The sequence below is a fragment of the Actinacidiphila sp. bgisy144 genome (genome assembly GCF_057708105.1).
In genome coordinates, this window is record NZ_JBYIRM010000011.1 from 161,026 (window position 1) to 174,996 (window position 13,971).

The 13,971-nt window shown below is 73.2% G+C and carries 15 protein-coding genes; 8 read left to right on the top strand and 7 right to left on the bottom strand.

The window, feature by feature from the left end:
• Window positions 1-46 precede the first annotated feature (46 nt).
• Window positions 47-409, bottom strand: coding sequence for a hypothetical protein (locus AC3EVP_RS15520; RefSeq protein WP_435130468.1), 363 nt, complete (start codon window positions 407-409; stop codon window positions 47-49).
• Window positions 410-658: 249 nt separating this feature from the next.
• On the opposite strand from AC3EVP_RS15520, the gene AC3EVP_RS15525 reads away from it, so the two are divergent.
• Window positions 659-1,015 (top strand): histidine triad nucleotide-binding protein, encoded by a 357-nt coding sequence (locus AC3EVP_RS15525; protein WP_435130470.1) that lies wholly within the window; start codon window positions 659-661, stop codon window positions 1,013-1,015.
• 22 nt (window positions 1,016-1,037) lie between these two features.
• Complete coding sequence (locus AC3EVP_RS15530) at window positions 1,038-1,949, top strand: ribonuclease Z (protein ID WP_435130472.1); 912 nt, start codon at window positions 1,038-1,040, stop codon at window positions 1,947-1,949.
• Window positions 1,950-1,963: 14 nt separating this feature from the next.
• Here the strand turns inward: AC3EVP_RS15530 and AC3EVP_RS15535 are convergent, their stop codons facing one another.
• The gene (locus tag AC3EVP_RS15535; RefSeq protein ID WP_335982039.1) at window positions 1,964-2,773 is read right to left on the bottom strand and encodes an HAD family acid phosphatase; all 810 of its coding nucleotides are present in this window, start codon (window positions 2,771-2,773) and stop codon (window positions 1,964-1,966) included.
• Window positions 2,774-2,936: 163 nt separating this feature from the next.
• Entirely contained in the window at window positions 2,937-4,280 is a 1,344-nt protein-coding gene (locus AC3EVP_RS15540; protein ID WP_435130474.1) for a family 4 glycosyl hydrolase, read from the bottom strand.
• 125 nt (window positions 4,281-4,405) lie between these two features.
• Here AC3EVP_RS15540 and AC3EVP_RS15545 point away from each other — a divergent pair, with 125 nt between their 5' ends.
• The 4 genes from AC3EVP_RS15545 to AC3EVP_RS15560 all read left to right on the top strand — a co-directional run bounded on the left by AC3EVP_RS15545 (window position 4,406) and on the right by AC3EVP_RS15560 (window position 8,703).
• Window positions 4,406-5,614: a carbohydrate kinase family protein gene (locus tag AC3EVP_RS15545; RefSeq protein WP_435130476.1), complete on the top strand. Its 1,209-nt coding sequence runs from the start codon at window positions 4,406-4,408 to the stop codon at window positions 5,612-5,614.
• A gap of 103 nt (window positions 5,615-5,717) precedes the next feature.
• Window positions 5,718-6,806, top strand: a complete 1,089-nt coding sequence (locus AC3EVP_RS15550; protein WP_335983336.1) for a PhoH family protein — start codon at window positions 5,718-5,720, stop codon at window positions 6,804-6,806.
• 13 nt (window positions 6,807-6,819) lie between these two features.
• Window positions 6,820-7,314 (top strand): rRNA maturation RNase YbeY, encoded by a 495-nt coding sequence (ybeY, locus tag AC3EVP_RS15555; RefSeq protein WP_335983338.1) that lies wholly within the window; start codon window positions 6,820-6,822, stop codon window positions 7,312-7,314.
• 18 nt (window positions 7,315-7,332) lie between these two features.
• Window positions 7,333-8,703 carry a hemolysin family protein gene (locus AC3EVP_RS15560; RefSeq protein WP_435130479.1) on the top strand — a complete coding sequence of 457 codons (1,371 nt, stop codon included), beginning with the start codon at window positions 7,333-7,335 and terminating at the stop codon, window positions 8,701-8,703.
• Here the strand turns inward: AC3EVP_RS15560 and AC3EVP_RS15565 are convergent.
• Both AC3EVP_RS15565 and AC3EVP_RS15570 read right to left on the bottom strand, forming a co-directional pair.
• Complete coding sequence (locus AC3EVP_RS15565; RefSeq protein WP_435130481.1) at window positions 8,700-9,950, bottom strand: MFS transporter; 1,251 nt, start codon at window positions 9,948-9,950, stop codon at window positions 8,700-8,702. The two genes, AC3EVP_RS15560 and AC3EVP_RS15565, sit on opposite strands and share 4 nt — an antisense overlap.
• A gap of 170 nt (window positions 9,951-10,120) precedes the next feature.
• Window positions 10,121-10,303, bottom strand: coding sequence for a hypothetical protein (locus tag AC3EVP_RS15570; protein WP_335983345.1), 183 nt, complete (start codon window positions 10,301-10,303; stop codon window positions 10,121-10,123).
• A gap of 124 nt (window positions 10,304-10,427) precedes the next feature.
• On the opposite strand from AC3EVP_RS15570, the gene AC3EVP_RS15575 reads away from it, so the two are divergent.
• A complete protein-coding gene (locus tag AC3EVP_RS15575) occupies window positions 10,428-10,802 on the top strand; it encodes a cytidine deaminase (protein WP_335983347.1) in 375 nt (124 codons plus the stop codon).
• A 61-nt stretch (window positions 10,803-10,863) separates the two neighbouring features.
• Here AC3EVP_RS15575 and AC3EVP_RS15580 read toward each other — a convergent pair whose 3' ends face one another.
• Window positions 10,864-11,202, bottom strand: a complete 339-nt coding sequence (locus tag AC3EVP_RS15580) for a P-II family nitrogen regulator (protein WP_435130483.1) — start codon at window positions 11,200-11,202, stop codon at window positions 10,864-10,866.
• The gene (locus AC3EVP_RS15585; RefSeq protein WP_435130542.1) at window positions 11,199-12,569 is read right to left on the bottom strand and encodes an ammonium transporter; all 1,371 of its coding nucleotides are present in this window, start codon (window positions 12,567-12,569) and stop codon (window positions 11,199-11,201) included. Before AC3EVP_RS15585 ends, AC3EVP_RS15580 begins: the two co-directional genes overlap by 4 nt.
• Before the next feature lie 198 nt (window positions 12,570-12,767).
• Between AC3EVP_RS15585 and era the strand changes: the two genes are divergently transcribed.
• On the top strand, window positions 12,768-13,739 hold the full coding sequence (era, locus tag AC3EVP_RS15590) for a GTPase Era (protein WP_435130485.1): 972 nt from the start codon (window positions 12,768-12,770) through the stop codon (window positions 13,737-13,739).
• The last annotated feature ends 232 nt before the right edge of the window (window positions 13,740-13,971 follow it).

The following is a 13,971-nucleotide window of genomic DNA, read 5'->3' on the forward strand; positions in this document are numbered from 1 at the left end:
GTGGATATCGGATTCGCCCCGGGGGCCGGGGGAGCGGGCCGGTTCGTCAACAGGCCCCGAGTCCGCGCACGTCGAAGACCGTACGGCCGTCGACGGCGGCGGTGAGGTGGCCTTGGAGGCAGCGCAGGTCCGTCTGCCGGGTCACGTCGCCCTTCACCGTGATCTTCCGCTGGTCCTCGGTGCGGCCCAGGCAGTCCACCTTCGGGTCGTGCGCGTCCTCGGTCACGCCGCAGGACAGCCACTGCACCGCGACGTGGTCCCGCTTGAGGGCCTTCGTCGCCAACTGGTTGGTGCTCACCGACACGTTGGAGCTGTCCAGCCCGTCGACCGGCTCGCACCCCGCGACGGCCGCCAGCACCATGGCGGCGCCCGCCAGTCCCACACCCCGGTTCCACCCGATACGTCCCATCCCCCCAACGATGCCCGCCCCGCCCGGCCTCGGCCATCCCCCACACGGTGGACGCGCACCGGACGCGCGGACGCATGAACGCATGGACGCATGGACGCATGGCCGTACGGCTGGGGCGCCGCCCCCCGCGGCGGACCGCGGACCTTCGAGGACCCGGGGCGGCCGGGCCGATACGATGCCGGGTGGCGGGCCGGCGCGGGTGCCGGCGCGCGGACGGATGAGGCGAGCGGAAGAGCAAGGGGTGCCGCGGTGGCGGGAGAAGCGCAGCCGGACTGCCTGTTCTGCAAGATCGTGGCCGGGGACATCCCGGCGACGATCGTGCGGGAGACGGCGACCACGATCGCGTTCCAGGACATCAACCCCCAGGCGCCGACCCATGTGTTGGTGATCCCGCGGGCGCACTACGCGAACGCGTCCGAGCTGGCCGCCGGCGACCCGGCCGCCGCCGCGGACGTGCTGCGCGAGGCCGCCGTGGTGGCCGAGCAGGAGAAGGTGGCCGACACCGGCTACCGGATCGTCTTCAACACCGGCCCGGGCGCGGGCCAGACGGTCTTCCACGCGCACGCCCACGTGCTGGGCGGCCGCGACCTGCAACGGCTGGTCTGAGCCCCGTACGGACCCGCGCGCCATGTCGCCCCGCGAACTCGTCGTCCTCGGCACCGCCAGCCAGGTGCCGACCCGGCAGCGCAACCACAACGGCTACGTCCTGCGCTGGGACGACGAGGGCATCCTCTTCGACCCCGGCGACGGCACCCAGCGCCAGATGGCGCACGCCGGGGTGGCCGCACACGACCTGAACCGGATCTGCGTCACCCACTTCCACGGCGACCACAGCCTGGGCCTGGCCGGGGTGGTGCAGCGGATCAACCTGGACCGGGTGCCGCACCCGGTCACCGCGCACTACCCGGCCAGTGGGCAGCGCTACTTCGACCGGCTGCGGTACGCCACCGCCTACCACGAGACCGCCGACCTGCGCGCCCGGCCGCTCGACGCGGACGGCCCGATCGAGACCACCGCGCGCTTCACGCTGTCGGCGCGGCGGTTGTCCCACCCGGTGGAGGCGTACGGCTACCGGCTGGACGAGCCGGACGGGCGGCGGATGCTGCCCGAGCGGCTCGCCGCCCACGGCATCGCCGGACCGGACGTCGGACGGCTGCAACGGGACGGCGTGCTGCGCGGGGTGACGGTCGAGCAGGTCAGCGAGGTCCGGCCGGGCCAGTCCTTCGCCTTCGTGATGGACACCCGGATGTGCCCCGCGGTGCCCGAACTCGCCGACGGCTGCGACATGTTGGTGATCGAGTCCACGTTCCTGGACCAGGACGCCCGGTCCGCCGAGGAGTTCGGCCACCTGACGGCCGGCCAGGCGGGCCGGGTGGCCGCGGAGGCGGGTGTGCGGCACCTGGTGCTCACCCACTTCTCGCAGCGCTACCCCGACCCGGACGACTTCGGGCACCAGGCCCGCGCGGCGGGCTTCACCGGTGAACTCACCGTCGCCCACGACCTGATGCGCGTCCCGGTGCCCAAACGCCGTGCCGGCTGACCGGCTTCATCCGGTTACGGCAGGTAGTACATCGGGTTCGGCAGCTTGAACGAGCGGTCCGCGTGCCCGCCCTCGAGGTCGCTGTACTGGTCGCCGAAGTTGCCGACGATGTCGTAGCCCAGCGACTCGATGTGCGCCCGGGTGCCGGACTTGTACTCCACGGTCGTGCAGGTCGACCCGCACGCCAGGTACGACGGCGGCGTGGCGGTGTTCTTCAGGTACAGGTGCGCGGTGTCGGACGGCGCCTGGAAGCCCTCGGCGGTCAGGTTCCGCGCGGTGTCGGCGCGCTGCGCCTCCGGGCGGCCGGTGATCCAGAAGACCGTGATGCCCTTTGAGGACGCCCAGTTGACCAGGGAGTCGATGCCGAACACCGGCGGCATGTTCTTGGTGTCCAGGTACGCCTGGTTGGTCGCCGTGGTGTAGTTGAAGCCCACCTCCAGCTCGTAGTTGTACGTCAGCAGGCTGGTGTCGTCCACGTCGAGCACGATCGCGGGCTTGCCGCCCTTGCCGTGCCCCTTGTCGTGGCCGGCGGTGGCCGCCGCGTGCGCCAGGTACGCCTTCGCCTTCGCCTCGATACCGGCGACCTGCTTGGCGTAGTTGCTGGTCGCAGACGCCTGGTGCTCGCCCGACGCGTCGACGGTGTCTCCGTAGTACGCCTTGATCTGGCTGACGACGTTGGTGAGGTTCGGGATCTGCTGGTCGCTGCGCGGTGCGGAGTTGTCCGCGGTCGCGACGCCGACGCCGTAGAACGTGGCGCCCAGCGTCACCGCGGTGGCGGTGACGGCCAACGCGCGGGCACGCAGGGACAGTCGGGCACGGGGCATGGCGGTGCTCCTTCAGGACTTGGTGGTGCGGCGGAATGTAGACCCCGCCATCCGAGCAGGTCAAGAGCCGTCTACGCGCGTGGCGACGGCGGACGCGTTCACCAGCGGTTTCCGTTGCGTTAACCCGCAGTTCAGACGCGTGCGGCGGGCCGGGCGGCCGCGTTCACCAGCCGGCGGCGGTGAGGATACGGCTCGCCGCCGCCGCGGAGTCGACCAGCGGGTGCCGTACCAGCGCGCGCAGCGCCGCCGCCCGCGAACCGGTCGTGGCCGCCTCGATCGCCGCCCGCTCCACCGACTTCAGCGCCAGCATCAGACCGGCCTGGTGCTCGTCGGGCGCCGCCACCGCCAGCGGCCGCGCCCCGAACGCCCCCACCTCGCACGGCACTTCGACCACCGCGTCCGGGTCCAGCGCCGAAACGACCCCGCCCCCGGGCACGTTGAGGATCAGTACGGTGCGCTCGTCGCGGGCGATGGCCCGCATCAGCGCGAGCGCCACCTTGTCGTAACCGCCGCCGTCCAGATCGTGCGGGTCGCGCTGCCAACCGCCGGTGGCCGCGCGGTTCTCGGCCATGTACGTCTCCTCGCGCTCCAGCCGGGCGCGCTCCCACAGGTCGTACGCCGACGGGTCGCCGCCCGGCCCGTTCGCGCCGCCCGGCCCGCCCGCCTCGTCCGCGGCGGTGAAGAACTCCGACTGCCGCCGGTGCAGGAACTCCCCCCGGGTGGCGTCCGCGGAGCGCACCGCGGCCAGTGCCTCCCGCCGGAAGTAGTAGTAGTGCAGGTACTCGTTGGGCAGCGAGCCCAGCGCCGACAGCCACTCCGCGCCGAACAGCCGCCCCTCCTCGAACGACCCGAGCGCCGCCGGGTCCGCGAGCAGCCCCGGCAGCAACTCCCGCCCGTCCGCGGCCATTCCGCGCAGCCAGCCGAGGTGGTTCAGACCCACGTAGTCGTACGAGAAGCCCGGCGCGTCCGGGTCCGCGCCCGCCGCCCGCGCGGCCCGCCGCACCAGCCCCACCGGCGAGTCGCAGATGCCGATCACCCGCGGCCCCAGCACCCGGGCCATCGCCTCCGTCACCATCCCGGCCGGGTTGGTGAAGTTGATCACCCACGCCGACGGGGCCACCGCGCGGACCCGTTCCGCGAGGCGCAGCGCCACCGGGATCGTCCGCAGGCCGTACAGCACACCGCCCGCGCCCACCGTCTCCTGGCCGAGCACCCCCTCGGCCAGCGGGACCTGCTCGTCCCGCACCCGGCCCGCGGTGCCGCCCACCCGCATCGCCGAGAAGACGAAGTCCGCGCCGCGCAGGGCCGCGTCCAGCTCCGCCTCCACCCGCACCTCCGGGCCGCGGGGGCCCCGCGCGGACAGCTCCGCGAGGATCTTCGCGACGACCCGCACCCGCAGCGGGTCCGTGTCGTGCAGGACCAGTTCCGTCACCGTCGGGTCCGCCTGGAGCGCCCGGAACACCAGGGGCACCCTGAATCCGCCGCCCCCGAGAATGGTGAGCCTCACGCCGTCACCGTCCCTTCTGCCGCACTGATGCCGTCGCCGGACCCTACGCCGCTGGTGGGCTGGTCCCTCGACCGACAGTACGTGGCTACCCCGGGGGACAGGGGGCGCCGTGGCACAGTGGGGGGATGGACGATCAACCCGTTCTGGACCCGCTGGCGGGTGTACGGGTGCCGGGCGACCCGGCGACGGACGTGTACCTGACGGGCACCGTCTTCCTGGACATCATCTTCACCGGCCTGGACCAGGCCCCGATCCGCGGCACCGAGTCATGGGCCCGCGGCATGGGCTCCAGCCCCGGCGGCATCGCCAACATGGCCACCGCCCTGGCCCGCCTCGGCCTGCGGACGACCCTGGCCGCCGCGTTCGGCGACGACATGTACGGCGACTACTGCTGGGAGAGCCTCCGCGAGGGCGAGGGCATCGACCTCGGCCCGTCCCGGCGGGTGCCCGGCTGGCACAGCCCCGTCACCGTGTCGATGGCGTACGAGGGCGAGCGCACCATGGTCAGCCACGGCCACCGCGCCCCGCCGCCGGAAGGCGCCGTCCCCGCCTGCCCGCCGCCGGCCCGCGCCGCGGTCGCCTCGCTCGGCGCCCGGGAGACGGGGGAGGAGCGCGCCGACTGGATCGCCGGCGCCGCCGCGTCCGGCACGAAGGTCTTCGCCGACGTCGGCTGGGACGAGACCGGCCGCTGGGACCCCGCCGACCTCGCCGGGCTGCGGCACTGCGCCGCCTTCCTGCCCAACGCGGAGGAGGCCGTCCGCTACACCCGCGCCGACAGCCCCCGCGAGGCCGCCCGCCGGCTGGCCGAACACGTGCCGCTCGCCGTGGTCACCCTCGGTGCGCAGGGCGCCTACGCCGTGGACTCCGCGGCCGGCCGCACCGCGGAGGTGCCCGCGCTGGCCGTGGAGGCGCTGGACCCGACCGGCGCGGGCGACGTCTTCGTGGCCGGGTTCGTCACCGGCACGCTGGCGGGGTGGCCGCTCACCGACCGGCTGGCGTTCGCCTCGCTGTGCGCGGCGCTGTCGGTGCAGGAGTTCGGCGGGTCGCTGTCGGCGCCCGGCTGGATCGAGATCGCCGGGTGGTGGGCGCAGGCCAAGGCGTACGCGGGCCAGTCCCCGGACCACCGGGAGGCGGTGTGCCGCTACGGCTTCCTGGAGGAGCTGCTGCCCGCGGCCACCCGCCCGTGGCCGCTGCGCCGCGCGGTCCCCACGATCGGCTTCCGCCCGGCCCCGGCGGGACCCGCGCCGGCACCCCCGGCGGGACCGGCCCCGGCGCCCCCGGCGGGACCTCCCTCCGGCCCGCCTGGCAGCACGGTCCGCAACAGCGCGCCGTAATCCCCTCTGCCTGCGCCGTTCCGCGTCGTACGCTTGGTACTCCAAGGCCCCACGGGCCCAGCGACCAGCAGAAGGCGGGATGAGCAGGCCCTAGCGCCGGCCCATGACTCAGACACCGACCCAGCAGCAGCCGCAGCAGCCGCACCAGGCACGCGCGCATTTCGTCGTACCGGCCAAGCACCCCATGGTGACCGTCCTGGGCTCCGGTGACTCCCTTCTCCGGGTGATCGAGCAGGCGTTCCCGGCCGTCGACATCCACGTCCGGGGCAACGAGATCAGCGCCGTCGGCGACGCGGCCGACGTGGCCCTGGTCCAGCGGCTGTTCGACGAGATGATGCTGGTGCTGCGCACCGGCCAGCCCATGACGGAGGACGCCGTGGAGCGCTCCATCGCGATGCTCCGGGCGAACGGCGAGGCGGCCGACGGCGAGGCGGAGACGCCCGCGCAGGTCCTCACGCAGAACATCCTGTCCAGCCGCGGCCGCACCATCCGCCCCAAGACGGTCAACCAGAAGCGGTACGTCGACGCCATCGACCGCCACACCATCGTCTTCGGCATCGGCCCGGCGGGCACTGGCAAGACCTACCTCGCGATGGCCAAGGCCGTGCAGGCCCTCCAGTCCAAGCAGGTCAACCGGATCATCCTCACCCGCCCCGCGGTCGAGGCCGGCGAACGCCTCGGCTTCCTGCCCGGCACCCTCTACGAGAAGATCGACCCCTACCTGCGCCCCCTCTACGACGCCCTGCACGACATGCTCGACCCCGACTCCATCCCCCGCCTGATGGCGGCGGGCACCATCGAGGTCGCCCCCCTCGCATACATGCGTGGTCGCACCCTGAATGACGCGTTCATCATTCTGGACGAGGCGCAGAACACCAGCGCCGAGCAGATGAAGATGTTCCTGACCCGGCTCGGGTTCGACTCGAAGATCGTCATCACCGGCGACATCACGCAGATCGACCTGCCGGGCGGGACGAAGAGCGGGCTGCGGCAGGTGCAGGACATCCTGTTCGACGTGGACGACGTGCACTTCGCCCGGCTCACCAGTACGGACGTGGTCCGCCATAAGCTGGTCGGGCGCATCGTGGACGCGTACGAGCGCTACGACACCGCCCAGGCCGAGGAAGGGGCCGCGCGCGACCGGCAGGCCGGGAGCGGGCGCGGCAGCGGCTCGGGGCCGAAGAGAAAGTAAGCACCCCACCACCATGGCGATCGACGTCAACAACGAGTCCGGCTGGGACATCGACGACGAGGCGGTCCTGGACGCCGCCCGTTACGCCCTGTACCGGATGCGCATCCACCCGCTCTCCGAGCTGTCGGTGATCCTGGTGGACGCCGCGGCGATGGAGCAGCTCCACCTCCAGTGGATGAACCTGCCGGGCCCCACCGATGTCATGTCCTTCCCGATGGACGAGCTGCGCCCGGGCAAGGAGGACGAGGAGCCCGAGCAGGGCCTGCTCGGCGACATCGTGCTCTGCCCGGAGGTGGCGAAGAAGCAGGGCGAGGAGGCGCCGACGAAGCACTCCATGGACGAGGAGCTGCAACTGCTCACCGTGCACGGCGTGCTGCACCTGCTGGGGTACGACCACGAGGAGCCGGAGGAGAAGGCCGAGATGTTCGGCCTCCAGAAGGCGATCCTGGACGGCTGGCGGGCCGAGCGCGGCGTCGAGGGCCCCTCGCCGGCGCCCACCACCCGCTGAGGCGGCGGCTGCACCCCCATGGTCGTCTTCGCCGTACTGCTCGTCATCGTGGCCTGGCTCGCGGCGTGTGCCGAGGCCGGGCTCGCCCGGGTCTCCCGGTTCCGCGCCGAGGACGCGCTGCGCTCCGGCCGGCGCGGGGCCGCGAACCTCGTCGCGGTCGCCTCCGACCCGACCCGCTACCTCAATGTGGCGCTGCTGGTGCGGGTGGCCTGCGAGACGGCGGCGGCCGTGCTCATCACGGTCGTCGCCTACCGCCACTTCGACCGCACCTGGCAGGTGCTGTGCGTCGCGATCGGCGTGATGGTGCTGGTGTCGTACGTGGCGGTGGGCGTCTCGCCGCGCACCATCGGCCGCCAGCACCCGATGAACACCGCCACCGCCGCGTCGTACGTGCTGCTGCCGCTGGCCCGGGTGATGGGCCCGGTGCCGGGGCTGCTGATCCTGCTGGGCAACGCGCTGACGCCGGGGAAGGGCTTCAAACGGGGGCCGTTCGCGAGTGAGGCGGAGCTGCGGGCGGCGGTGGACCTGGCCGAGTCGGAGTCGCTGATCGAGGACGAGGAGCGCCGGATGGTGCACTCGGTCTTCGAGTTGGGTGACACGATCGTGCGCGAGGTGATGGTGCCGCGCACCGAGTTGGTGATGATCGAGCGGTTCAAGACGGTCCGCCAGGCGATGACGCTGGCGCTGCGCAGCGGGTTCTCCCGGATTCCGGTGACGGGGGAGAGCGAGGACGACGTGGTCGGCTTCGTCTATCTGAAGGACCTGGCGCGGCGGGTGCACATCAACCGCGACGCGGAGTCCGACCCGATCTCCACGGTGATCCGCCCGGCGTTCTTCGTGCCCGACACCAAGAACGCCGGCGACCTGCTGCGCGAGATGCAGCAGCAGCGCAACCACGTGGCGGTCGTCGTCGACGAGTACGGCGGCACCGCGGGGATCGTCACGATCGAGGACATCCTGGAGGAGATCGTCGGGGAGATCACCGACGAGTACGACCGGGAGACGCCGCCGGTGGAGCCGCTGGGCGGCGAGCGGTTCCGGGTGACCGCGCGGCTGGACATCGGGGACCTCGGCGAGCTGTACGGTGTGCCGCTCGACGACGACGACGTGGAGACGGTCGGCGGGTTGCTGGCCAAGGCGCTGGGCCGGGTGCCGATCCCGGGTGCGGGCGCGGTGGTGCCGCTGCCGGTGGACGCCTCGGCGGTCGGCCCGGACGGTACGGTCGCGCTGCGGCTGACCGCGGAGACGCAGGCGGGGCGGCGGAACCGGATCGGCACGGTGCTGGTGGAGCCGGTGACCAGCAGCGAACTGTCGGGCGCGACCCGCGCGGCGGAACCCCGAAACCCCACCCGCACCGAAGACCAGCCCGAGGCACACGGGGAAGACTAGGCCGGGTGGGGGGACGGGTGGTTTGCGGGGTGGTGGGGGAGGAGGAGGGGGGTGGTGAGGATGAGGAGGCCGGCGGCTCCGATCGCCAGGCGGGGGGAGGTCGCTGCGGCGAGCAGGCCCCACAGGGCGGTCAGGGCGGCGGTGGCGAGGTTGGTGCTGACCGTCCAGGCGGACAGGGTGCGGGCGACCCGGTCGGTCGGGGTCTGCTCCAGCCGGTAGGTGGCGAGTACCGGGTTGAAGACTCCGATGCTCGCGACCAGGCCGAACTGCACGGCCACCACCAGGGCGATGCCGGCCGCGCCCGGGCGCACGAACACCAGCCACAGCGGCCAGCACGCGCGCAGCGCGCCCGAGACGACCATGACGCGGTGCGGCCCGTAGCGTGCGACGAGCCGCTGTGAGAGCCGCGCGCCGAGCAGCCCGCCGGCGCAGGGCAGCGCGAAGGCGAGGCCGTACTGCCAGGGGCGGAAGCGGAGTTCGCCGAGCATGAGGACGGCGAGCAGCGGTTCGGTGGCCAGCAGCAGGGCGCTGAGCAGGACCGTGTTGAGGAAGAGCGGCCGCAGCCGGGGGTGGGTGAGCAGGTGGTGCCAGCCGTCGAGGAGTTCGGCGAGGCGGGCCCGGGGTCGGGGCGCGGTCGGTGCGGTACGGGGCAGCGGGCGCGGCTCGTCCCGGCGGATCGCGCAGACGCCCAGGGCTGACAGCAGGTAGCTGACCGCGTCGGCGGTCACCGTCGTCACCGGGCCGAACAGCCCGACCGCGGCGCCCCCGAGCGGCGGTCCGAGCACGGTGGCGCTCCATGTCGTGGACTCGAAGCGGCTGTTGGCGACGAGCAGCTGCTCCGGGCCGACCAGCGACTTCAGGTAGGCGCCGCTCGCCGAGCGGAACGCGATCTTCGCGGTGGCCGCCACGACGGAGACGAGCAGGAGCTGGACGAAGCCGAGCCTGCCGAGGGCGTAGGCGACCGGGATGCTGGTCATCGCGGCGAACCGGACCACATCCGCCGCGACCATCACCGGCCGTTTGCGGCGGGAGTCCACCCACGGGCCGAGCGGCACCGCCGCCAAGGCCCCCACCGCGAGCCCGGCGGCCGACAGCGCCGACACCTCGCCGGACCCGGCGTGCAGGACGACGATCGCCAGCAGCGGGAACGCGCCGAACCCGAACCCGGTGCCGTAGGCGCTGACCGCGTACGCCGCCCACAGCCACCCGAACGGCCGCCCCAGCGCCCGCCCCCCGACCTTCGCCATGCCCTGCCCGCCTCGCCCGTACGCCCACCGGTACAACCCGTCGTTGACCGGCGCCATCCAAGCAAGCGCGGAAGCACCCGGGCAAACAACCGTACGACCGGCGAGCCACAACCGCTGGTTGTTCATGCTGGCGGGTGGGTGGGCGGCGGCCCTTGACGGACGGGCCCGGGTCAGGGGCCGAGGTTTCCGATCATGCCGAGCATGCCGGCGCTGGCGGAGTGGATCGAGGTGGCCAGGCTGGTGTCGGCGAGATAGAAGCCGAAGGCGCCGCAGACCAGCGCGTGGGTCGCCTTGAGGCCGGACTTGCGGCTCAGGAAGAACGTGGCCGCGGCGAGTGCGATGACGAGGGGCATGTGCAGCAGCATCGTCGGATCACCACATCTCCTCATACGAGGGCATTTCTCGTGACGAGGCTATGCGCCCGTGCCGGTGTGCGCATCTTCGGGCACGGAGGGTGAGGGTCGGGCGGGGCGTCCTATGATCACGCGTATGACCGACGCGCAGACGCCCGCCGCCCCCGAGAACCCCGAGGACCGCAAGCTCCTCACGCTCGCCCGCTCCGCCCGGGCCCGCAACGCCGTCCCGGAGGGCGCCGCCGTCCGCGACGAGACCGGCCGCACCTACGTCGCCGGCACCGTGGACCTCCCGTCGCTGCGGCTGACCGCCGTGCAGACCGCCGTCGCGATGGCCGTGGCCAGCGGCGCGACGTCCCTGGAGGCGGCCGCCGTGGTGACCGCCGCCGAGGACGCGGCCGACGCCGACCTCGCGGCCGTCCGCGACCTGGGCGGCCCGGACACCCCGCTGCTGCTGGCCGGCCCGGACGGCGCCGTACGCCGCACCCTGACTGCCTGACTGCCTGACTGCCTGACTGCCTGACCGGCCGACCCCGCGCGCCGGGAGCGCGCCCCGCGCCCTACAGGGCGTCCGGGCCGCGCTCCCCGGTCCGCACCCGTACCGCGGTCACCACCGGCACCGCCCACACCTTGCCGTCGCCGATCTTCCCGGTCCGCGCGGCCGCCACCAGCGTGTCGATCACCTCGTCGGCCGCCGCGTCCTCCACCAGCACCTCGATCCGCGCCTTCGGCACCAGGTCCACCCGGTACTCCGCGCCCCGGTACACCTCGGTGTGCCCGCGCTGCCGTCCGTAGCCGCTCGCCTCGGTGACGGTCAGGCCCTGCACACCCAGCTCCTGCAACGCCGTCTTCACGTCATCCAGCTTGTACGGCTTGATGACGGCGGTGACCAGCTTCATGCCCGTGGGCTCCTGTCCTTCGCGGCCGCGCCGAGGAACCCGCCACCCGCGCCCGCCGGGGTCGGCGCCCCGCCCGCCATGCCGTGGGTGAGTACGCCGTGATCGTAGGCGGTCTCGGCGTGCACGGTCAGGTCCAGGCCGGTCCGCTCCTGCTCCTCGCTGGCGCGGAAGCCCATCAGCCGCTCGATCGCCCGCCCGAGGCCGTACGTCACCGCGAACGCGTACGCCCCGACCGCGGCCACCGCGGCGGCCTGCCGGCCGAGTTGGGCCAGGCCGCCGCCGTAGAACAGGCCGCGCGGGCCGCCGGTCATCGTCGAGGTCGCGAGCAGCCCGATCAGCAGGGTGCCGGCGATGCCGCCCATCAGGTGCACCCCCACCACGTCCAGTGAGTCGTCCACGCCGAAGCGGAACTTCCAGCTCACCGCGTACGAGCAGAGCACCCCGGCGGCCAGGCCCACCACGGCCGCGCCGAGCAGGTCCACGCTGCCGCACGCCGGGGTGATCGCGACCAGCCCGGCCACCGACCCGGACGCGGCGCCCAGCGTCGTGGCGTGGCCGTCCCGGCGCCGCTCCACCACCAGCCAACCCAGCAGCCCCGCGCAGCCGGCCGCCTGGGTGTTGAGGAAAGCGGAAGCGGCCAGGCCGTTCGCGCCCAGCGCGGAACCGGCGTTGAAGCCGAACCAGCCGAACCACAGCAGCCCGGCGCCCAGCACCACCAGCGGCAGGTTGTGCGGGCGCATCGCGTCCCGGCGGAAGCCCAGCCGCGGCCCGAGCACCAGCGCCAGCGCCAGCCCCGAGGCCCCCGAGCACACCTCGACCACGGTGCCGCCCGCGAAGTCCAGCGCGTGCAGCTCGCTCACCACCCACCCGCCGGTGCCGAACACCCAGTGCGCGACGGGGACGTATACGGCCAGCGTCCACACCGGCACGAACACCACCCACGCGCCGAACCGGGCCCGGTCCGCGACCGCGCCGCTGATCAGCGCGGCCGTGATGATCGCGAACGACAGCTCGAAGGCGGCGAACAGCGGGGTGGGCACGTGCCCGGTCACGTCGGTCGGGCCGACCCCGCGCATGCCGAGGTGGTCCAGGCCGCCGATCAGGCCCAGCCCGCCCGCGTCCGGGCCGAACGCCAGGGTGTAGCCGGCCACCAGCCACACCAGGGTGACCAGTGCGATCGACACGAAGCTCATCATCAGCATGTTGAGCACGCTCTTGCTGCGGACCATCCCGCCGTAGAACAGCGCCAGGCCCGGCGTCATCAGCAGCACCAGCGCGGTCGCCGCCAGCAGCCACGCGGTGTCGCCCGCGCTGATCGCCGGGTGGCCGCCGCCGGTGGCGGAGGCGAGGGAGAGGACAGGGGGCAGGCCGGCGGACTGGAGCAGCACGGAGAGGTCCCTTCGGTCGCGGCTTGCACGAGCGTGCGACGTACGCGTTACCGGACGTGGGCGGGCGTGTTTCCGCCGCGTTTCGTGTTGCCGCCGGGTTTCGGGCGCCTCACGGTCCGTCGCACCCCCGTACGACCCGGGCGGCGCGGTCCGTACACCTCTGCGGTATCGGGGAGAATGGGGGCCATGAGCGCTCGCACCCCCTCCGCCGGAACCGCCGGTACCGCCGGAGGCACCTCGCACCGGTCCGGTTTCGCCTGCTTCGTCGGCCGCCCCAACGCCGGCAAGTCCACCCTCACGAACGCTCTGGTCGGCCAGAAGGTGGCGATCACCTCCAACCGGCCGCAGACCACGCGGCACACCGTCCGCGGGATCGTGCACCGGCCCGACGCGCAGCTCGTCCTCGTCGACACCCCGGGGCTGCACAAGCCGCGCACGCTGCTCGGCGAGCGGCTCAACGACGTGGTGCGCACCACCTGGGCCGAGGTCGACGTGATCGGTTTCTGCCTGCCCGCCGACCAGAAGCTCGGGCCCGGCGACACCTACATCGCGCGCGAGCTGGCCGGGATCAGGAAGACGCCGAAGGTCGCGATCGTCACCAAGACCGACCTCGTGGACGGCGACCAGCTCGCCCGCCAGCTCATCGCCGTCGACAAGCTCGGCCGGGACCTCGGGCTGGAGTGGGCGGAGATCGTGCCGGTCTCCGCCGTCGGCGACCAGCAGGTCGGGCTCCTCGCCGACCTCCTCGTCCCGCTCCTTCCGGAGGGCCCGCAGCTCTACGCCGAGGGCGACCTCACCGACGAGCCCGAGCAGGTGATGGTGGCCGAGCTGATCCGCGAAGCGGCGCTCGAAGGGGTTCGGGACGAGCTCCCGCACTCCATCGCCGTGGTCGTCGAGGAGATGACGCCCCGCGAAGGGCGGCCCGCCGACCGGCCGCTGCTCGACATCCACGCGAACCTCTACATCGAGCGGCCCAGCCAGAAGGGGATCATCATCGGGCCCAAGGGTGCGCGGCTGAAGGAGGTCGGGACGAAGTCCCGGCGCCAGATCGAGGGGCTGCTCGGGACGGCGGTGTTCCTCGACCTCCACGTGAAGGTGGCGAAGGACTGGCAGCGCGACCCCAAGCAGCTCCGCAAGCTCGGGTTCTGAAGGGTGCCCTGACCCCCCCGGGGGTGCCCCCTCCTCCGAGCTACGGGACCTTGCGGTCGTCGGTGGCTGGTCGCGCAGTTCCCCGCGCCCCTGGATATGCCCGGGTTCCTCCGGGGCAAGCCGGTGCGAGCCGCAGTTACCCAGGGGCGCGTGGGGGTACCTCCCAGGCGGAGCTCTGGGGGAGAACTGCGCGACCAGCCGGCCACCGGGCTGAGGTGGGGGCGAGACGGGA

Excerpts from the sequence above, each read along its gene's own strand:
- AC3EVP_RS15520 (WP_435130468.1), bottom strand. The coding sequence starts at position 409 with ATGGGACGTATCGGGTGGAACCGGGGTGTGGGACTGGCGGGCGCCGCC.
- AC3EVP_RS15530 (WP_435130472.1), top strand. The coding sequence starts at position 1,038 with ATGTCGCCCCGCGAACTCGTCGTCCTCGGCACCGCCAGCCAGGTGCCG.
- AC3EVP_RS15535 (WP_335982039.1), bottom strand. The coding sequence starts at position 2,773 with ATGCCCCGTGCCCGACTGTCCCTGCGTGCCCGCGCGTTGGCCGTCACC.
- AC3EVP_RS15545 (WP_435130476.1), top strand. The coding sequence starts at position 4,406 with ATGGACGATCAACCCGTTCTGGACCCGCTGGCGGGTGTACGGGTGCCG.
- AC3EVP_RS15550 (WP_335983336.1), top strand. The coding sequence starts at position 5,718 with ATGACTCAGACACCGACCCAGCAGCAGCCGCAGCAGCCGCACCAGGCA.
- ybeY (WP_335983338.1), top strand. The coding sequence starts at position 6,820 with ATGGCGATCGACGTCAACAACGAGTCCGGCTGGGACATCGACGACGAG.
- AC3EVP_RS15560 (WP_435130479.1), top strand. The coding sequence starts at position 7,333 with ATGGTCGTCTTCGCCGTACTGCTCGTCATCGTGGCCTGGCTCGCGGCG.
- AC3EVP_RS15565 (WP_435130481.1), bottom strand. The coding sequence starts at position 9,950 with ATGGCGAAGGTCGGGGGGCGGGCGCTGGGGCGGCCGTTCGGGTGGCTG.
- AC3EVP_RS15570 (WP_335983345.1), bottom strand. The coding sequence starts at position 10,303 with ATGCCCCTCGTCATCGCACTCGCCGCGGCCACGTTCTTCCTGAGCCGC.
- AC3EVP_RS15575 (WP_335983347.1), top strand. The coding sequence starts at position 10,428 with ATGATCACGCGTATGACCGACGCGCAGACGCCCGCCGCCCCCGAGAAC.
- AC3EVP_RS15580 (WP_435130483.1), bottom strand. The coding sequence starts at position 11,202 with ATGAAGCTGGTCACCGCCGTCATCAAGCCGTACAAGCTGGATGACGTG.
- era (WP_435130485.1), top strand. The coding sequence starts at position 12,768 with ATGGGGGCCATGAGCGCTCGCACCCCCTCCGCCGGAACCGCCGGTACC.